The organism is Roseibium sp. (assembly GCF_965229775.1).
Classification (GTDB): Bacteria; Pseudomonadota; Alphaproteobacteria; order Rhizobiales; family Stappiaceae; genus Roseibium.
In genome coordinates, this window is sequence record NZ_OZ245929.1 from 2970713 (window position 1) to 2989921 (window position 19209).

Sequence of the window (19209 nt, forward strand, 5' to 3'; positions counted from 1 at the left end):
GACTGCAGGCCGGATCAACCACTTGTCGTGTTCTGGAGGATTTCTTTGCCGAGCAGCCCCATCCCGTCGGTGATGTCGCCGGAGATGGCAGCCCGCAGCGCCGACGCGTCCTTGTGCTCGATCGCGCGAATGGCTTCCTTGTGCTGATCCACGAGATTGACCGTGCCCACGCGCCCGTAGACCGTGCGCATGAACGGAGCGAACTGGAGCCAGAGACTGTCGATGAGCGGAAGCAGGACCTGAGAACCCGACGCAGCGTAAATGTGAAAGTGGAAGGCGTGGTTGAGTTGCATGTAGGCCTCCGCGTCACCGCTGACGATACCGGCGTCGATCTCGTCATCGATCCTGGTGAGTGTCTTGACGTCCCGCTTTGTCAGGCTGAACAGCGCGCGTTCGGCGAGTTCAGGCTCCAGCAGAAGTCTGGCTTTCAGGACTTCGTCAAACCGCTCCGGCGTCATGTCCGGCACCTGCACCCGGCCATTGCTTTTCACTTCCAGCGCGTTTTCGGCCGCAAGCCTCTGCAGAACTTCGCGCACCGGCATCGGACTGACGCCGAGTTCTGACGCAAGTCCGCGGATCGTGACGGCTTTTCCCGGAATGAACTGCCCGGTCAGCAGGCCGGAACGGATCGCGGCGTCCACCTGCCCGCGTGTTGCCCCACGCGTCGAGGGGGCCTCGGTGTCATTGCCCGTCGGGCTGTTTGTCTGAGCTGAATACCGGGCCGCCAACGAGGTCTCCCAACCATTACAAATTCTCAACACATGCGATCCGCCTTGACAGGCTCACAGAAAGTGATCACATTTTTGGAAAGGACGCAAACGAAAGCTGAGAGCCGGGTGAAACGATGGCACCGGGCAACTTGGCTGAACCCAGGGGCGACAAGCGCGCTAGATGAACGAACTACCCCACCAGATACTGGAACATCCGGCGGAGCCCGGATGGAAGGTGGATTTTGACGCCTTTCTGGCTGAACATTCCGATCTCGACACGCTCGAAGTTGTCTTGCCGGACACCAATGGTGTTCTGCGCGGCAAGTGGCTGCCCGGCAAGGCGCTGAAAAAGGTCTTCGAGCAGGGTGTCGCCTTTCCCTATTCGCTGTTCGGTCTCGACGTCTGGGGACGCGAGGTGGAAGCCACCGGCATGCACCTGGAAACGGGTGACAAGGACGGTGTCTGCTGGCCGATCCCGGAAAGTCTCAAGCTGGTGCCCTGGACCGAGCGCAAGACGGCGCAGGTGCTTCTGTCCATGTATGACCGCGACGGAAACCCGTTTCTGGCGGACCCGCGCCACGTTCTGGAAAATATGGTCGAGCGTCTGAAATCCGAGTTCGGCGTCACCGCGACCTGCGCCTTCGAACTGGAGTTTTACCTGTTTGAGGAAAGCGACGGCGACTGGACCGAGCAGCCCAAGCCGCTGTTCTCGACCCATCTGGGTCCGGCGCGCCAGAATATGTACGCGCTGTCCGATCTGGAAGCGCTTCTGCCGGTGGTCGATGATCTGCGCAAGGCCTGCGAAGCGCAGGGCATTCCGGCGGATGCCGCGGTGTCCGAAGCCGCGCCCGGCCAGTTCGAACTGAACCTGCATCACCGCCGCAATCCGCTGCTGGCCGCCGATGACGTGGTCCTGCTGCGCCGCCTGGTCGCCGGCGTTGCCCGCAAGCACGAACTCAAGGCCTCCTTCATGGCCAAGCCTTTCGTGGAATGGCCGGGCAACGGCATGCATGTGCATGTCTCGATGGAAGATGAAAACGGCAATCTCTTCGCGGACCCCGACACGGGGCCGGAGCGCCTCGGTCACGCCATCAACGGCCTGTTGAAGACCATGCCGGAAGCGCTGCTTCTGTTCATCTCGACCTTCAACGGGTTCCGCCGGATGCAGCCCGGGTCCTATGCACCCGCCTCGATCTGCTGGGGCTACGACAACAGGTCCGTCGCGCTGCGCGTGCCCGCCTCCAGCCCGGAAGCCGCACGGGTGGAACACCGCATCGCCGGCGCGGATGCCAATCCCTACCTCGTGCTCACGGGCATCCTGGCGGGCATGCTGGAAGGGCTCGAGCAGAAAAAGGAACCGCCGGCACCGGTCACCGGCAATGCCTACGAAAAACGGAAGAAACGGCTGACGCCCTGGATGGACGAAGCCATTGATGCCTTCGAGGCTTCGAAACTGATGAAACGGGCCGTGGGGGCCGAAATGCACAAGGTGCTGACGGAGATCAAGCGGGAGGAGTTGAACGAATTCGGGCGGGAGATCTCCTCGCTCGAACGGCAAACCTATCTTTGATGCATCTGGTGCCCAAAATCGACGCTGGACAAACAACCGGCGCGTCGCCAATGTTCGAACGAGAACAATGAACGAAACGGAAATGTCCGTTTACAATCAGGAACAAGGCCGAAAACGGCCATCGCTGAAACTCTGAAGGGGAGTTCTAAATGACTGTGAAGACTTTGTTGACGGGGGTCGCCGCCCTCAGTCTTTTGAGCGGCATCGCCAACGCCCAGGACCGGACCGTGAATGTCTATAACTGGTCCGACTATATTGATGAATCTATCCTGGAAGACTTTACCAAGGAAACCGGAATCAAGGTCGTCTATGACGTCTTTGACAGCAATGAAGTCCTGGAAACCAAGCTTCTGGCAGGCGGTACGGGCTACGACGTCGTCGTTCCGACCGGTACCTTCCTGGCCCGCCAGATCCAGGCCGGCGCCTTTACGGAACTCGACAAGTCCAAACTGTCCAACCTGTCCAACATGTGGAAGGACATCGAGAAGCGTGTCGAGAAATACGACCCCGGCAATGCCTACTCCATCAACTACATGTGGGGTACGACCGGCATCGGCTATAATGTCGAGAAGGTGAAGGAAGCCCTCGGCGAAGATGCGCCGGTCGACAGTTGGGATCTGCTGTTCAAGCCTGAGAACATCGAAAAGCTCAAGGATTGCGGCGTGTTCATGCTGGACGCTCCGACGGAAATGATCCCGGCCGCGCTGAACTATCTCGGACTTGACCCGGACAGCAAGGACCGCGGCGAGATCGAGCAGGCGGGCGAGCTTCTGAAGTCCATTCGCCCGAGCATCCAGAAGTACCATTCTTCCGAATACATCAACGCGCTTGCCAATGGCGACATCTGCGTGGCTGTCGGCTGGTCCGGTGATGTTCTGCAGGCACGCGACCGCGCGGCGGAAGCCGACAATGGCGTGACCGTGGAATACGTCATCCCGAAAGAGGGCGCCCAGATGTGGTTCGACCAGATGGCGATCCCCGCCGATGCGCCGAACATGGAAGAGGCGCATGAGTTCCTCAACTACATCATGCGGCCCGACGTCATGGCAAAGGCCTCCAACTATGTCTACTACGCCAATGGCAACGAGGCATCCAAGGAGCTCCTCAATGAAGACGTGATCGGCGACACGGCGATCTACCCGGACGAGGAAACGGTGAGCAACCTTTACACCACCACCCCTTATCCGCCGAAGGTGCAACGGATCGTGACCCGCACCTGGACATCGGTGAAAAGCGGTCAGTAGTGTGACGCAAAGAAACCAGGCCCCACCAACCGGGCCTGGTTTTTTGTTTTGTTCAAGTCTCTTAGGGGTGAGGGATTGTCGTGGCGAAAAAATCGATGGGACCGGTGCGCAGGGAGTTCAGTCCGTGGGAAAGCCCGGATCATCCGCCCTTCATCGAATTTCGGAACGTCACCAAGAAGTTCGGTGACTTCACGGCCGTAAACAACCTGTCCCTGAAGATTTACGAAAAGGAGTTCTTCGCCCTTCTCGGGGGATCCGGCTGCGGCAAGACCACGCTGATGCGCATGCTCGCCGGGTTCGAGACACCGACCTCGGGACAGATCTTTCTCGACGGCCAGGACCTGGCCGGAATCCCGCCCTACCGGCGTCCCTCCAACATGATGTTCCAGTCCTACGCTCTGTTTCCGCACATGAACGTGGAGAAGAACATTGCGTTCGGACTGAAGCAGGACAACATGCCGGCTGGGGAAATCGAGGCGCGTGTCGCGGAGATGCTGCGCCTGACCAAGCTGGAGCAGTTCGCCAAGCGCAAACCGCACCAGTTGTCCGGCGGACAGCGGCAGCGTGTGGCGCTCGCACGCTCGCTGGCAAAACGCCCCAAGGTTCTGCTGCTCGACGAACCGCTCGGTGCCCTCGACCGGAAGCTGCGCGAGGAAACCCAGTTCGAGCTGATGGGGCTCCAGGAAGATCTCAAGATGACCTTCCTGATCGTCACCCACGATCAGGAAGAGGCCATGACCGTCGCTGACCGCATTGCGGTGATGGACAAGGGGGAACTGGTGCAGGTTGCCACGCCCTCCGAGATCTACGAGGCACCCAACTCGAAATTCGTCGCGGATTTCATCGGCGACATCAATCTGATCGAGGCCAGGGTTGCGGAGAAAAACGGATCGCTGACCCGGCTGGTCTCCGTCGTCGACGGCTTTGCCATCGAGTGCGATCAGGAGACGGAGGCGACTGTCGGCGACACGGTCTGGTATGCCATCCGGCCGGAAAAGGTCCGCATTGCGCACGGGGAGACCGAACCCGGCGTGGTCAACCAGATCGGCGGCATCGTCTGGGACATCGCCTATCTCGGGGACGTATCGATCATCCATGCCAAGGTGGGCGAGGATGATCACGACACCATCCGGGCAACCTTCGCCAACATCTCCCGCATGGTCGAGAACCCGATCAACTGGGACGACAATGTCGTCCTGACTTTCGACCGGGACGCCGGCGTGATCCTGACGCGATAGGAGGGCAAAATGGCAGATGACAACGTCGCCGCTCCGGTCAAGCGAAGCCTCGGGGGATGGCTGCTGATCGCCGTTCCCTACTTCTGGCTGTTTCTGTTTTTCCTGGCGCCTTTCCTGATCGTCATGAAGATCTCGCTGTCCCAGACGGCGATCGCGATCCCGCCCTACGTGCCAACCTTCGACCTGTCGGAAGGGTGGCAGGCGTTCACCGAGAGCTTTGCCGAGTTTTCGTTCGAGAACTATGTCTGGCTGACGGAGGACGCCCTTTACTGGAAGTCCTATGTCTCTTCGGTCTCCATTGCCGCCGTCTCGACCTTCCTGACGCTTCTGATCGGGTATCCGATCGCCTACGGCATGGCGCGCAGTCCCCAGTCCTGGCGGCCGACGCTGCTGATGCTGGTGATCCTGCCTTTCTGGACGAGCTTCCTGATCCGCGTCTACGCCTGGATCGGCATCCTGAAGAATGAGGGCCTGCTGAACCAGTTGCTCTTGTCTCTGGGTCTGATCAGCGAACCGCTGGTGATCCTGAACACCAATGCCGCCGTCTATGTCGGGATCGTCTATTCCTACCTGCCGTTCCTCGTGCTGCCGCTCTACGCCAGCCTTGAAAGGCTCGACGGCACCCTGCTGGAGGCGGCCGAGGACCTCGGCTGCCCGGCCTGGAAGGCCTTCTGGAAGATCACGGTGCCGCTGTCGCTCCCCGGTATCATCGCTGGCTGCTTCCTGGTGTTCATTCCCGCCGTCGGGGAATTCGTCATCCCGGATCTTCTCGGCGGCTCGAACACGCTCATGATCGGCAAGACGCTCTGGGTCGAATTCTTCAACAACCGGGACTGGCCGGTCTCCTCGGCGGTTGCGGTGATCCTGCTTCTGATCCTCGTCATCCCGATCGTGCTGTTCCAGAACCAGCAGCAGAAGATGTCGGAGAAAGACGGATGACGCGCGGCCCGACATGGTTCAACATCACCTCGCTGGTCCTCGGCTTTTCGTTCCTGTACCTGCCGATCGTCCTCCTTGTGATCTATTCCTTCAACGAGAGCCGGCTGGTCACGGTCTGGGGCGGGTTCTCGACCAAGTGGTACGCGTCGCTGCTGCAGAACGATCAGCTGCTCGACGCGGCCTGGGTCACGCTGCGTGTTGCCTTCACGTCGGCGACGATCGCGACCGTGCTCGGCACGCTGGCGGCTCTGGTGCTGGTCAGGTCCGGCCGGTTCATCGGCCGCTCGCTGTTTTCGGGAATGATCTTTGCGCCGCTTGTCATGCCGGAGGTCATCCTCGGCCTGTCGCTGCTGCTGCTGTTCGTGGCCATGGATACGGCGCGTGGTTTCTGGACGGTCATGCTGGCGCACACGACCTTTGCGATGTGCTACGTGGCAGTCGTCGTCCAGTCCCGCCTGGTCGGCTTCGACAAGTCCGTTGAAGAGGCAGCGGAAGATCTCGGTTGCCCGCCGGTCAAGACGTTCTTCCTGATCACGCTGCCGATCATCCTGCCGGGGGTCATTGCCGGCTGGATGCTGGCCTTCACGCTGTCGTTGGACGATCTGGTGATTGCAAGCTTTACCACCGGGCCGGGCGCAACGACCCTGCCGATGAAGATCTACTCCCAGGTGCGCCTCGGTGTGACGCCCGAGATCAACGCCGTCTGCACGATCCTGGTGGCGTTCGTGACCATCGGCGTGATTGCGGCTTCACTGGCCACCAAGCGCCAGCAGATCCAGCGTGAACGCGATGAACGGGCAGCCTTCGGTGCGGACAACTGACGCGGGGTGTCAACCGGCGCGCGGCGGGCGGATCAGGTAGAGCACCAGCCACACGGGGACTACGATGAACGCGCCGAGGATCATGTTCGGGACGGCCCAGTCCTTGAACTCGATCATGTAGATCCACAGTTCCAGCGGGCTGAGGCCGACGGACCCGAGAATGTCCTCCGCCGAGACATTGACGAAGGACAGCCCTGCACCCACGAGCAGGGAAAACACTGCGATCCTGAAAAGTGTCGACCAGAATGGATACACGGCGCCTGGGGTCTCTCGGTGCTCATCGATGGCGATATGGCGACACGAACCGGTCTTCTGCGTCCCGCGTCGGCACGATGATTTTTCATCTTAAGACTTTAAAAACCATGAACACGGCTGAAAACGATCGGCGTTGCAGAGCCGCCGGGCTTTGTCCTGGTGCGGTGCAACGCGTTTGAAACGCGCAGAGAATGGTCTGCCGGTATCGGTTTTCATCCGTAAATTGGACCCCGGCAGCTCAAAAAAGCAGAGCGAAAGCGCGCTGTTTGTGCGTGCCTCTCCTTTTTCGCTGCAATGCGGCAAAGATCTCTTGACCGGGAAGAACCGAGCGGCGAATGTGCGCGTCACGCACCATGCGGTCTCAACTGGGAGTGAAACATGAACAAAATATATCCGGACGCAAAGGCCGCCCTGGACGGGCTGACCTTTGACGGCATGACTGTGATGGCCGGCGGATTTGGCCTGTGCGGCATTCCGGAGAACTTGATCATTGCGCTCAGGGAATCGGGCGCGAAGGACATCACCGCGATTTCGAACAATGCGGGTGTTGATGACTTCGGCCTAGGCCTTCTCCTGCAGACGCGCCAGATCAAGAAGATGGTCTCGTCCTATGTGGGCGAGAATGCGACCTTCGAGAAGCAGTATCTGAACGGCGAACTGGAGCTGGAATTCAACCCGCAGGGAACCCTTGCCGAAAGAATTCGTGCAGGCGGTGCCGGCATCCCGGGTTTCTACACCAAGACAGGTGTCGGCACGCTGATTGCCGAAGGCAAGGAACACAAGGATTTCGACGGCGAGACCTACATCATGGAAACCGGTCTTGTGGCCGACGTGTCCCTCGTGAAGGCCTGGAAGGCCGACAAGGAAGGCAACCTGATCTACCGGAAAACCGCCCGTAACTTCAATCCGATGATGGCAACCGCCGGCAAGGTCTGTGTGGTCGAGGTCGAGGAGCTTGTCGAGATCGGTGAACTCGATGCCGACAACATCCACACCGCCGGCATTTTCGTCGACCGCATCATCGTCGGCGATCATGAAAAACGCATTGAAAAGCGCACGACGCGCGCAGCCTGAGGAGGATACATCATGGCCTGGACTCGTGATGACATGGCAAAGCGCGCTGCGCAGGAACTTGAAGACGGGTTCTACGTGAACCTTGGCATCGGCATTCCGACGCTGGTGTCCAACTACATCCCGGACGGCGTCCACGTGACGCTCCAGTCGGAGAACGGCATGCTCGGCATGGGTCCGTTTCCGACGGATGACGAAGTCGACGCCGACCTCATCAACGCTGGCAAACAGACGATCACCGAGCTGCCGCAGACGAGTTATTTCTCCTCAGCAGATAGTTTCGGCATGATCCGCGGCGGTCACATCGATCTGTCCATTCTGGGCGCCATGGAAGTGGCCGAAACCGGTGATCTTGCCAACTGGATGATCCCGGGAAAAATGGTCAAGGGCATGGGCGGCGCCATGGATCTGGTCGCCGGTGTGAAGCGCGTGGTCGTGATCATGGATCACACCTCCAAGGCGGGCGACCCGAAGCTCCTGAAGGAATGCACGCTGCCGCTGACCGGTGTGAAATGCGTTGACCGCATCATCACCAACTTCGGCGTCTTTGACGTCGTCGAAGGCGGTCTCAAGGTTGTCGAACTGGCACCTGAGGTGAGCCTGGATGAGGTCAAGGAAAAGACCCAGGCAACGATCGTCTGACGGACGTCGGAGCGATCCGCTGGATCGGCATGGGAAAAACGAAAACGCCCTCAACTGAGTTGAGGGCGTTTTTGTGTGTCCGGCAGGCCGCCGCTGCCGACCCGCGCTATTCCGCAGCCTGACTTTCCCGGCGCTCGGCAATCGGGCGGATCGCCGGAAAGTCCGTGTCGGTGAGGGTTTCCTTTGACAGCAGAAGATCCGCGCCCTCGTCGAGTTCCTGCCGGTGTTCGTTCAGGAGTTCCTTTGCCCGTGCAAAGGCGGTCTCCACGCGTGCCTTGATCGCCATGTCGATCTCGCGCTGGGTGTCGGGTGAGACCTCCGCCACATCGCCCGCGGGCTGGCCGAGAAAATTCTGGCGCTGCGTGGCATAGGCGCGATTTCCGAGGCCGGCTTCCATGCCGTAGCGCATGACCATGTCACGGGCGACTTCCGTCACCTTCTGCAGATCGTCCGAAGCACCGGTCGAGATTTCGCCGAAGATGATTTCCTCCGCGGCCCGTCCACCCATCAGGACAGCCATCCTGTTTTCCAGATCCTGCGTCGACAGGAGAAACCGGTCTTCCGTGGGCCGCTGCATCGTGTAGCCGAGCGCGCCGATCCCGCGCGGGATGATCGAAATCTTGTGCACCGGATCGCACCCTTCCAGGTTGGCGGCCACGAGCGCATGGCCCATTTCGTGAAAGGCCACGGTCTTGCGCTCCTTGTCGGACAGGATGCGGCTGCGCTTCTCCAGGCCTGCGACGACACGCTCAACGGCTTCGTTGAAGTCCTGCAGCGACACGGCGTCTGCCTGTCGGCGTGTTGCCAGGAGTGCGGCTTCATTCACGAGCGTGGCAAGATCAGCGCCGGAAAATCCGGCCGTCAGTTGCGCGATCTGGTCAAGGTCGGTCGCGGGATCGAGCGTGATCTTCTTGATGTGGACTTCGAGGATGGCCAGGCGTCCCGACTTGTCCGGCCGGTCGACAAGCACCTGCCGGTCAAACCGTCCCGCGCGCAAGAGGGCAGGGTCTAGGATTTCCGGGCGGTTGGTCGCGGCCAGCAGGATGATCCCGCTGGAGGGGTCGAAGCCGTCGAGTTCGGTCAGCAGCTGGTTGAGCGTCTGCTCCTTCTCGTCGTTCGTCCCCATCGCGCCGCTGGAGCGTGCGCGCCCGAGCGCGTCCAGTTCGTCGATGAAGATGATTGCCGGTGCCGACTTGCGCGCCTGCTCGAAGAGGTCGCGGACACGGGCTGCGCCCACGCCGACGAACATTTCCACGAATTCCGAACCGGATATGGAAAAGAACGGCACGGCTGCCTCACCGGCGACCGCCCGGGCCAGGAGGGTCTTGCCGGTTCCCGGAGGCCCGACCAGGAGGATGCCCTTGGGCACATGTGCACCGAGCCGGCCATAGGATTTCGGGTCCTTGAGGAAATCGACGACTTCCTTCAGTTCACGCTTGGCTTCGTCGACCCCGGCCACGTTGTCGAAGCGCACGTCGACGTCGGTCTCCACATAGACCTTCGCCTTCGACTTGCCGACGGTCATCATGCCGCCGATACCCTGTTTTTCCGCAATGCGCCGGATGAAGAACATCCACAGGCCGAAGAAAAGCAGCACGGGCAGCACCCAGGACAGGATGTCCCGGATGAAGGTGCTCTGGACCACGCCGGTGAACTTGACGTCGTATTTGGTCAGTTCCTCGGCGAGCGGAATGTCGACACGCGTTGTGACAAAATACTGTTTGCCGTCTTTCAGGGGTTCCTTGAACTTGCCCTCGATTGTGTTTTCCTTGATCGAAATCTCTTCGATCTTCTTGTCCTTGAGATAGGTCTCGAATTGACTGTAGGGGATCGCCTCGACGGTCTTGTAGGTGGTCCACCAGCTCTGGAACATGAGCACGAGCATCATGGCGATGAAGGCGTACCAGAGATTGATCTGATGTTTCTTTTCCATGGGAAGACCTGTTCCGAAAGCGAGGCGGACGATGCCGCCATTGGGACGATTTGGTTTCACCCTGTCAAGGTGCAGACGCGCACTGGCGTCAGGCGGCGGCTTGCGTCCGCTTCGACATCTTCGTGCGGAACGACGCCGCGCTCGACCGGGCCAGGTAGATCACGGGGATCAGGCCGACCAGAACGATGGCGAGGGACGGCAAAGCGGCTTCCTCGAAGGCTTCGCGCGAAGCCGCCTCGAAGACGGTCGTGGCCAGCGTTTCGAAGTTGAACGGGCGCAGCAGGATCGTCGCGGGCAATTCCTTCATGCAATCGACAAAGCTGAGCAGCGCCGCCGACAAAAGGATCGGCTTCAGAAGCGGAATATGAACCTGCGTGAGTGTCTGTCCGCTATTTCGTCCAAGAGTCCGTGCGGCCATGTCCAGGTGCGGCGTGATCCGCCCGAAGCCGCCTTCGACCTGGCCATAGGAAACAGCGAGAAAGCGGACCACGTAGGCGTAGACGAGACCGGTGCCGCTGCCGAGCAGAAGCAGCCCGGTCTTGATGCCGAAGGTGTCGCGCATCCAGGCGTCGAGCGCGTTGTCGAATGTCGCCAGCGGGATCAGGATCCCGATCGCAAGCACGGTTCCGGGGATGGCATAGCCCACCGATGCCAGCCTGACGGCCGCTTTCAGCGGGCCCTTGTTGTTGATCCGCAGGGCATAGGCAAGCGCGACGGAAATGACGACGGTGATCAATGCGGCGATAGCGGCAAGGCTGAAGCTGTTCCAGACCGTTTCGAGGAAGCCTGGGGTCAGCAGCGTATCGAGGCGCCTGCTGGCACGGTCAGCGAGCAGCAGGCCGGGGATAACAAACCCGAAGAGGATCGGCAGAAAGCAGACGGCAAAGACCAGGCCGGCCCTGAAGCCAGTCAGGGTAAAGCGTGTCGGCGCCCGCTGTTTCGAACTGCCCCCCGCGTCGAAACGTTGCCTGCTCCGCCCGAGCCGCTCCAGCCAGATGAGCAGCAGCACCATCACGAGCATGGCGAGGGCGAGCTGTGCCGCACCGCTCAGGCTGGATCTGTTCAACCACACATCATAGACGGAGAAGGTCAGCGTTCTGACGCCGAAGAAGGTCACCGCGCCGATATCGTTGAGGCATTCCATCAGCGCAAGCGACACGCCGATGGCGATTGCCGGACGGGCCAGGGGAAGCGCGATCCGGAAGAAAAGGCCGTAGGGCGACGCCCCGAGCGTCCGCGACACATCCAGCATCGACGCCGACTGGATCAGGAAGCTCGCCCGCGCCGTCAGGTAGACGTACGGGTAGAGGACCGCACTCATCACGAAAACGGCGCCCCCCAGCGACCTGATTTCCGGGAACCAGTACTCGCGTGAGGTCTTGAACCCGAAGAGCGACCGGATCAGGCTTTGGACCGGGCCGGTATAGTCGAGGATTTCGATATAGGCGAAGGCGACGATGTAGGTCGGGACCGCGAGCGGAACGAGGAGCGCCCAATCGAGGATCTTGCGGCCAGGAAACGCGCACATGGTCACGATCCAGGCGGTGCCTACGCCGACGGCTGCCGTAATGACGCCCACACCTGCCATCAGCAACAGCGTGGTCTGCAGCGAGCCGGGCAGAACGGTGCGCAGCAACTGGCCCCAGAGATCACCCGTCGGACTGAGCGCGATCCAGACGATGGCAGCGATCGGCAGCAACACGAGCCCCGTGATCGCGATCGCGGCGATCTGCCAGAAACGGTCGGTCAGGGTAAGCGAGGGGGTGCGCAGCAAGAATAATCTGTCTGTTCGTGGTGGCTCGCGGAAACCTCTATCGGGAATCCGCACGGAATGCAAAAAGCGCCGCAGATTGCGGCGCTTTCGGCATTATCTTGTCGACGCGGTCAGGAGGCTGGCCCGTTGTCAAAACCGACCTTGTCGACGATCTCGCTGGCGGTCTTGCGGTTCTCGGCGATGTCGGCAAGGGAAAGATCGTCCGGGTTCAGTTCGCCCCAGCCCTGGACCCGCTCGGACACCTCGACACCGGGCGTGACCGGGTATTCGAAGTTGGTTTCGGCATAGATCTTCTGCGCGTTGGCGGAGGACAGGAACTCGATCAGCTTGACCGCGTTGTCCTTGTTCGGTGCGTTTTTCGCCAGAACGATACCGGCCAGGTTGACATGTGTGCCGCGCTCGTCCGCGTTCGGGAAGAGAATGCGAACGGACTTGGCCCATTCCTTCTGTTCCGGCTCTTTGTCGTTGGTTTCCATCTTGCCCATGTAATAGGTGTTGCCGATGGAAATGTCGCATTCGCCGGCATAGATCGCCTTCACCTGCGCCCGGTCGTTCCCGGCCGGCTTGCGCGCCAGGTTGTCACGGACACCGGCAAGCCATTCCTCGGTCTTCTCCGCACCGTGATGGGCGACCATGGAGGCGATCAGGCCGATCGTGTAGACGTGCTGACCGGAACGGGTGCAGACACGGCCCTTCCACTTCGGGTCGGCGAGTTCTTCATAGGTAATGCTGTCCTGGTCGACCCGGTCCCTGGAGGCGTAGATGATGCGGGCGCGGTTGGTCAGGCCGATCCAGTGGCCTTCCGGGTCGCGGAACTGTGCGGGGATGTTCTCGTTGACCACATCCGAAACGACGGGCTGCGTGATGCCGAGCTGCTTGGCGCCATCCAGGCGGCCGATGTCGACGGTCAGGAGAACGTCGGCGGGAGAGTTGTCGCCTTCGGCCGCGATCCGTTCGCCGAGACCCTTGGAAGCAAAGATCACGTTCGGCTTGATACCGGTTTCAGCCGTAAAGGCATCCAGCAGCGGCTGGATCAGGAAAGGCTGACGGTAGGAATAGATATTGACCTCGTCTGCCGCGATTGCCGGCGCAGCGGCAAAGGTGACGGTGGTCATGGCCAGGACGCCGGTCAGGGCGCGAAGGGTGGAACGCATAGAACTCTCCCAGAGATCCGGTTGGTATGCCGCCCCGGCTGAAGCGCCGCAGCGATTGGCGGGGAATATGTCGCCAGGGCGGGAAGAAGTCAATAAAGATAATAAAATCAATACTTTAGAATGATTCAAAACTAACTGGAGTTTTTGGCTCCACTATAGCGTTCAAAAGGAAAGGGAAAACAGGAGTTTAAGCCTCTACTTTTAATCGGAGCCACCCGCCGGGGCATGCGCGCCGCGCTGTTCACGAAAACGTGAACGGCACATCTTTTCCATTTCATCGAAACGGGAACCTACGGTGAGCGTGTCTCGCGCGCCGTCGACCGCGACCGGCAGCGCAACAGGTCCGGTGGACCTTATTCCGACAGAACCCGCTGGGTCGGGAAGACGATCTCGACAAGCGTTCCCTGGTCGGGCGTCGAATCGATATGGAAGCTTGCGCGGTTCGCTTCCACAAGCGCCTTGGTCAACGGCAGCCCGAGGCCGGTGCCGCCGCCACGGCTGGAGGTGTGCAGCTGCCGGAACGGCTCCAGGGCTGCACTGAGCTGCTTGGACGTCATGCCGGTGCCCGTATCGCGAACCCGCAGCGCAACCTCGCCGTTGCTTTCCAGGGCGGTCGACAGGATCACCTGGCCGCCGGACTTGTTGTACTTGATGCCGTTGGACAGGAGGTTCAGCACGATCTGACGAAGCGATCTCTGGTCGGCGACGACATCGGGCACGGAATCGGGAAGGCTGGCCCGGATGATGACGCGCTCCCTGTTCGCCTGCGGCTGCATCAGCGCAACGCACTCGTTGATCACGTCGTTGGTCGAGACGGCCGTGAATTTCAGGTCAAGCTTCCCCGCCTCGATCTTGGACAGGTCCAGCAGATCGTTGACCAGGCTCATGATGTGAGAACCGGACGTGCGGATGTCCTTTAGGTAGTCCTTGTACCGGTCGTTGCCGATCGAGCCGAACCGCTCCTCCATCATGACTTCCGAAAAGCCGATGATCGCGTTGAGCGGTGTGCGGATCTCGTGGCTGATCTTGGCCAGGAAATCCGATTTCTGGGAACTGGCGTTCTCAGCCTGCCGTTTGGCCTGGGTCAGTTCTTCCTCGGCCGTCTTCCACTGGGTGATGTCACGCAGGACGGCACAGTACTTGGCATCGTCGTCCCGGTTGGTGATGCGGCCCATGGTCATGAACAGCGGAATGAGCCCTCCGGCCGGAACCTGTCCGAGAACCTCGCGGCCGTCATTCAGAATGCTCGCGACCCCGTTGCGGGACAATCCGTCGAGATAGTCCATGGCGGCACGGTGGCTCTCGGGGGCCAGGTACTGGGTGAACGGTGCACCGATCATATCGGCGCGATTGGCGCTGAATAGCGCCTCTGCGGACCCGTTCACCTTCACGATCGTGCCATGCTGGTCGAGCACCAGCACACCATCGGTCGCGGTTTCGAGGATCGTGTCCATTTCGGCGATCTGGTCATGGGCATTGTCCAGCTCGGACCGGACCTCGGCGAAAAAGTTGGGCGACGAGAGCGTCGGCGCCGCGGAGACCTGTTTCGTCTCGCGCTTGCTGATGGAAATCATCAGGCCGCGGGTACCGTTCCACGGAACGGAATGCATATGGGCGTCCACGGTGAGCACACCGCCGTCGGCAAGACGCACCTTCATGGCCTCGTCGACCTCGCCATCCACGCCGACGGCGTCGGCGAATTCATCGGTGTCGTCGATGAAGAGCGCTTCGAGCCCGCCGGCCTCCGACAGCGCGGCAATGGATGTGTAGCCGAGCATGGAAAGAAGCGCCTTGTTGGCGTAAAGGACTTCCCGGTCGTGGACGATCGCAATTCCGATCGGCAGACGGTCGAGCAGGCTGGGGTCGATCGGCCCGGCTTCCGGTACGTCCGGCGGCAGATCGCCGACAACATCACCGTCTTCCGGGTCCGGGGCCTCGAAGTCCTCCAGATCACCCTCGAGACGTGCTCCGAGCGCTTCCGCGATCTTGCGGAACGCCTGGCGTTCCGGGCGCGACAGGCCGGACGTATCGACCGGGACGACACGCGGCCGCGCGGTTGCAAGCGGAATGACTTCACCGGTCTTGCGGGACGGCTCGGCCTCATCCGGAGCAGCGCCTTCCGCTTCCGCGGCGCGTTCCTCGTGCTCGAATGCGGCCGTTTCCTCGAAAAACTCGCGCTCTTCGTCGAGCGCGGGATCTTCCTCGGTCTCCGGCAGAAGATCGGCGCTGGGCTGGTCGGTGGCTTCGTTTTCGTCGTCCGGGGCGCTTGACGGGTCTTCGACGGTTTCCTCTACGGCTTCTGCGCCGGACGGCTCGTCCTGCACATCGTCCGATGAGAGCGCCGTGTCGTCTTCTTGTTCCGCAGGGGTCGCGTTTGCCTCAACGCCCGTTTCTTCCCGGTGACTGTCTTCGCCGGCGTTCACCGCGGGATCGGTCACCGCCTCGTCTGCAGTCTTGGTGTCGGCGGCCTCATCGAACAGGTCCGGCGAGCGGCGCTCCGGCGGTTTGTAGGACTTGGCCAGCGTCTTGACCGCTTTTTCGATTTCCGCCGGTTTCAGCGGAGCCGATCCGGCGACCCCGACCGGCTCTTCGGCCTCGGTCTCGGCGCTAGTGGGTTCAGGCGCGCGCTCATCCGGCCGGTCTTCGTTTTGCTCGGAGACCGACACTTCCGCGATGTAGTCTCCGTTTTCATGGCTGAAAGCGGCCTCGGGGAACCCTGCCTCCTCGTCGGCGGGCTCGGGGTCGATCTCCGCGGCGGGCGGCGCATCGTTTTCTTCAGCCAGTGCCGGTTCGGATTCGTCTTCAGGACTGTGTTCGCCGCTCTCATCGGCGACCATGTCCGGAGCGGCCACGTCATCTTCTTCTGTCGGCGCGGGCTCGTCCTCGGAGGGTTCGTTGTCGTCAATCGCGGACAGGTCGCCATCAAGACCGGCATCGAGAGCGGCTGCGGCGTTCTTCAGGTCTTCCGAAAGGCTGATGTCTTCAGCCGGTGTCTCTGCCGGGATATCATCCTGGTCGTTGGACGCCGCAGCGGCGGCTGGTGTCTTCTTGCCCTTGAACCTTGCAAGCGACCCGACCAGTGCTGCCGCGCTGGCTCCCAGGAAAGTCCTGCCGCCAAGGGAATCCGGTTTGGCGGGTGTCAGGTCTGCCGCGCTTTGTCCGTCTCGGTCTTCACGGCCTTCCCCGGAACTCTCGTCCAGGGCCCCGGTCGGTTCTTCCTCCCGATGATCTGAAGAAACCGCAGGTTCGTCCTGTGACGAGGAGACACCATCGGCGTCACCCGTCTCTTCCGTGTCGCCGGAAACATCCGGGGTTTCTTCCGCAGCAGCGTCATCCATGCCGGAGGCGAGAGATGGCTCTTGTGCGGCTTCGTCTTCAAGGCTGTCGCCAGCGTCCGGTGTAGCGTCGTGTTCCGCACCTTCGGCATCCGGCCCGTCTGTTTCAGGCGTGCCGAATTCCTGGTTGTGTGCGTCGGGCTCGGTGCCTGCTTCTTCCCCGGTTTCGATTTCGAGTTCGCTCTCCGGCGCATGGTCGGCGGGGTCTTCTTCGCCGGCCGGTTCAATCGGGTCCGAAACGGCATCAGACATGCCGGACGCATCTGCGTCGTCGTCTAAGGACTGCTGCAGATCTTCTTCGGCTGCCGCGTTGTCGGGTGCTGGCACCGGCATGGGAATGAACCCGCTCGGATCCGGCACGGCGTCGGATGTCCGGCAGACACCGAAACCCCGGTATCCTTCGAATTTCCTGTTTCTGTCGAAGGCGGGCAATGCGGCCAGGTCGACGGGAACGCGCAACGCCGCTCCGGTCACGGGCCAGGCGACCGTCTTGCCGCTCCATGTGTCGCGCCTGTCCAGCGCTCTTGAAATCTGGTCGCGCGGGTCGAGTGCGAATTCATCGGATACTTCTTGCCAGGTGCACCCGACAATGTCTGTGGCGTCCGGGCCAAGCACCTCGGCAAATTCGTCCGAGAGAAAGGTGAAGCGCTGGTCGACATCCATCTTCCAGGCAAACCGGACCGGCCTGCGCCGCGGTTGGAACACGAAGTGTGCTTCGGAACTGTCCCCGGTCTCTTCCGCTTCGGCAGACGCCGCATCTTCGCCATCCGGTGCAGTCAGGTCTTCATCGGCAGCGCCGCCAGCGTCTGCCTCCGGTTCGGTCGCGGTCTCCGCCTCTTCGATCGCTTCGTCCTGGGCCGTTTCGACGTCCGCATCATCTTCCGCCGCATCGGGGGGCGCGTCATCTGCGGCCGTCTCCTTTTGCACGTCGGCATCCGCGTCCGGCGCGTCTTCGGCGCTTTCTGCGCCGGCAAGGTCTTCGTCCTGCCGGGCGGCATCTTCCAGCGTTCCGGCGGACGCAGCGGTCTCTTCGGCCGCGTCGAATTCTTCCGGTTCCACGGGTTGCGTGTCAGCTAGAGTTTCGGGGGCAGCCGTTTCGGCAACGGACGCGTCGTCCGGGACTGCGGAGGCAAGGGCAGGCGCGAGGGGTGCCACGTCTTCGAGCGCTGGACCGTCTTCGCCGGGAAGATCCGTTTCGTCTTCATCGGGCTCTTCCAGGGCGTCATCGCTCAGCACGTAGATCTGTGGCCCTGCGGGGATCTGCAGCATCCCGCCGTCATGGCTACGGCCATTCAGTTCCAACGGGCCGATCAGCACCTTCTGGCCCTCGGGCAGGCTGATGGTCTCCGGCGTGCCTTCCAGGACACCGTGCGACTCGTCCGTCGTGCCCTCCGAAACGAGGAAGACGGTCGAGCCCGCCGAGCGCAGAAGATGGGCAAAGGCCGGGATCGGCTCCTTGGTCAAGGCCAGTCCCTTGTCGCTGCACACGATCAGGGCGGCGGTCTCGCCGTTGCCCAGGTCGACCCGCTTGCACTGGCAGGTCAGCAGCATGACCCGGAGGCCACGGTAGAACCGGAGTCGGTCGATGCTGAACCTGTCCGTCAGGCCCGAGGTAGCGATGCGGGCGATATGCGGGCGCGCAGGCGAGCGCTCCAGAGCGGTCAGCGCATGGACATCGGCAACGGATTGCGCGGAAAAAAAAGCGGCGCCGGCGGCGTTCGACCACAGGATCCGGGCGCCATCGGCAGACCACAGCCACGCCGCCCGCTTGTCGGCGGCAAGCTGGACCAGATCATTCATGGCACACAGTTCCAGGAATGATTGGGTCTGATTGTCCATGGTGTTGCTCCGATGGTCGGCGATACCGAATTTTGGCGAGGCTGTTTCCAATTTGCCTGCGTGCATAAACACTCTGTTAATACAAGCAAAGCTTAGCGTCGTCCATGTAAAGCAAGTTTGCTAAAGGACTTACATGAAGGCGTGGTTAATCTGTCCCCATTTGTTTGCCGGATTGCCATCTGCATGTTACGAATTTTTGGCAAGGTAATTACTGAGAAGAGGCGGACCGGCCCGTCCGTCATCCGAGGAGCGCTGACATGAGCACTGACAAGACCGGTTTTGAAGTCCCCGAGCAAATGCGCGAGTTCGCGGAAAAGAGCGTCGATCAGGCGCGCAAGGCGTTCGACGATTTCATGGGCGCCACGCACAAGGCCGTCACCAATGTCGAAGACAGCGCCAACGCCGTGCAGGCGGGCGCGGCCGACGTCAACAAGAAGGCGCTGACTTACGCGGAAGAGCATGTCAACGCGGCCTTCAAGTTCGCACAGGAACTGGTCAAGGCCGACAATGTCGAGGACATGATGAAGCTGCAGCAGACCTACCTGCGCGGTCAGATGGAAGCCCTTGGCGAGCAGGCGCGCGAATTCTCCAACTCGGCCACGAAAGCCGTCCAGGACGCCGCCAAGGCCGCCCAGAAGAAATAGCCGAACCGCGCCGGGCCGCGACTCACGCACCGGTCCTGTG

At 61.3% G+C, this 19209-nt stretch carries 14 protein-coding genes; 8 read left to right on the top strand and 6 right to left on the bottom strand.

The window, feature by feature from the left end; all coding sequences use genetic code 11:
- Positions 1–14: 14 nt before the first annotated feature.
- Positions 15–728, bottom strand: coding sequence for a GntR family transcriptional regulator (locus tag ACO07N_RS13475; protein WP_421981510.1), 714 nt, complete (start codon positions 726–728; stop codon positions 15–17).
- Between the two features lie 163 nt (positions 729–891).
- Here ACO07N_RS13475 and ACO07N_RS13480 point away from each other — a divergent pair, with 163 nt between their 5' ends.
- From ACO07N_RS13480 to ACO07N_RS13500, 5 genes are all read left to right on the top strand, one after another.
- Positions 892–2280 (top strand): glutamine synthetase family protein, encoded by a 1389-nt coding sequence (locus tag ACO07N_RS13480; RefSeq protein WP_421981511.1) that lies wholly within the window; start codon positions 892–894, stop codon positions 2278–2280.
- A gap of 149 nt (positions 2281–2429) precedes the next feature.
- Entirely contained in the window at positions 2430–3524 is a 1095-nt protein-coding gene (locus ACO07N_RS13485; protein WP_421981512.1) for a polyamine ABC transporter substrate-binding protein, read from the top strand.
- 95 nt (positions 3525–3619) lie between these two features.
- Entirely contained in the window at positions 3620–4762 is a 1143-nt protein-coding gene (locus ACO07N_RS13490) for an ABC transporter ATP-binding protein (RefSeq protein ID WP_421984426.1), read from the top strand.
- A gap of 9 nt (positions 4763–4771) precedes the next feature.
- A complete protein-coding gene (locus ACO07N_RS13495; protein ID WP_421981513.1) occupies positions 4772–5701 on the top strand; it encodes an ABC transporter permease subunit in 930 nt (309 codons plus the stop codon).
- Positions 5698–6522 carry an ABC transporter permease gene (locus ACO07N_RS13500; RefSeq protein WP_421981514.1) on the top strand — a complete coding sequence of 275 codons (825 nt, stop codon included), beginning with the start codon at positions 5698–5700 and terminating at the stop codon, positions 6520–6522. The genes ACO07N_RS13495 and ACO07N_RS13500 overlap by 4 nt, the downstream gene beginning before the upstream one ends.
- A 9-nt stretch (positions 6523–6531) precedes the next feature.
- Here ACO07N_RS13500 and ACO07N_RS13505 read toward each other — a convergent pair whose 3' ends face one another.
- Positions 6532–6777, bottom strand: coding sequence for a DUF6460 domain-containing protein (locus ACO07N_RS13505; RefSeq protein ID WP_306141131.1), 246 nt, complete (start codon positions 6775–6777; stop codon positions 6532–6534).
- A gap of 378 nt (positions 6778–7155) precedes the next feature.
- On the opposite strand from ACO07N_RS13505, the gene ACO07N_RS13510 reads away from it, so the two are divergent.
- The gene (locus tag ACO07N_RS13510) at positions 7156–7851 is read left to right on the top strand and encodes a CoA transferase subunit A (protein WP_421981515.1); all 696 of its coding nucleotides are present in this window, start codon (positions 7156–7158) and stop codon (positions 7849–7851) included.
- A gap of 12 nt (positions 7852–7863) precedes the next feature.
- Complete coding sequence (locus ACO07N_RS13515; RefSeq protein ID WP_421981516.1) at positions 7864–8490, top strand: CoA transferase subunit B; 627 nt, start codon at positions 7864–7866, stop codon at positions 8488–8490.
- Positions 8491–8596: 106 nt separating this feature from the next.
- Here ACO07N_RS13515 and ftsH read toward each other — a convergent pair whose 3' ends face one another.
- From ftsH to ACO07N_RS13535, 4 genes are all read right to left on the bottom strand, one after another.
- Entirely contained in the window at positions 8597–10423 is a 1827-nt protein-coding gene (ftsH, locus tag ACO07N_RS13520) for an ATP-dependent zinc metalloprotease FtsH (protein ID WP_421981517.1), read from the bottom strand.
- An 88-nt stretch (positions 10424–10511) separates the two neighbouring features.
- Complete coding sequence (locus ACO07N_RS13525) at positions 10512–12197, bottom strand: ABC transporter permease (protein WP_421981518.1); 1686 nt, start codon at positions 12195–12197, stop codon at positions 10512–10514.
- 110 nt (positions 12198–12307) lie between these two features.
- Positions 12308–13351 (bottom strand): Fe(3+) ABC transporter substrate-binding protein, encoded by a 1044-nt coding sequence (locus ACO07N_RS13530; protein WP_421981519.1) that lies wholly within the window; start codon positions 13349–13351, stop codon positions 12308–12310.
- Between the two features lie 353 nt (positions 13352–13704).
- Positions 13705–18525 (bottom strand): ATP-binding protein, encoded by a 4821-nt coding sequence (locus ACO07N_RS13535; RefSeq protein ID WP_421981520.1) that lies wholly within the window; start codon positions 18523–18525, stop codon positions 13705–13707.
- A gap of 257 nt (positions 18526–18782) precedes the next feature.
- Here ACO07N_RS13535 and ACO07N_RS13540 point away from each other — a divergent pair, with 257 nt between their 5' ends.
- Positions 18783–19169, top strand: coding sequence for a phasin (locus ACO07N_RS13540; RefSeq protein ID WP_421981521.1), 387 nt, complete (start codon positions 18783–18785; stop codon positions 19167–19169).
- Positions 19170–19209 lie beyond the last annotated feature (40 nt).

Bases quoted from the DNA above. Each gene is read 5' to 3' on its own strand.
- ftsH (WP_421981517.1), bottom strand. From the start codon at position 10,423: ATGGAAAAGAAACATCAGATCAATCTCTGGTACGCCTTCATCGCCATG.
- ACO07N_RS13480 (WP_421981511.1), top strand. From the start codon at position 892: ATGAACGAACTACCCCACCAGATACTGGAACATCCGGCGGAGCCCGGA.
- ACO07N_RS13530 (WP_421981519.1), bottom strand. From the start codon at position 13,351: ATGCGTTCCACCCTTCGCGCCCTGACCGGCGTCCTGGCCATGACCACC.
- ACO07N_RS13510 (WP_421981515.1), top strand. From the start codon at position 7,156: ATGAACAAAATATATCCGGACGCAAAGGCCGCCCTGGACGGGCTGACC.
- ACO07N_RS13535 (WP_421981520.1), bottom strand. From the start codon at position 18,525: ATGGACAATCAGACCCAATCATTCCTGGAACTGTGTGCCATGAATGAT.
- ACO07N_RS13515 (WP_421981516.1), top strand. From the start codon at position 7,864: ATGGCCTGGACTCGTGATGACATGGCAAAGCGCGCTGCGCAGGAACTT.
- ACO07N_RS13495 (WP_421981513.1), top strand. From the start codon at position 4,772: ATGGCAGATGACAACGTCGCCGCTCCGGTCAAGCGAAGCCTCGGGGGA.
- ACO07N_RS13540 (WP_421981521.1), top strand. From the start codon at position 18,783: ATGAGCACTGACAAGACCGGTTTTGAAGTCCCCGAGCAAATGCGCGAG.
- ACO07N_RS13500 (WP_421981514.1), top strand. From the start codon at position 5,698: ATGACGCGCGGCCCGACATGGTTCAACATCACCTCGCTGGTCCTCGGC.
- ACO07N_RS13485 (WP_421981512.1), top strand. From the start codon at position 2,430: ATGACTGTGAAGACTTTGTTGACGGGGGTCGCCGCCCTCAGTCTTTTG.
- ACO07N_RS13490 (WP_421984426.1), top strand. From the start codon at position 3,620: ATGGGACCGGTGCGCAGGGAGTTCAGTCCGTGGGAAAGCCCGGATCAT.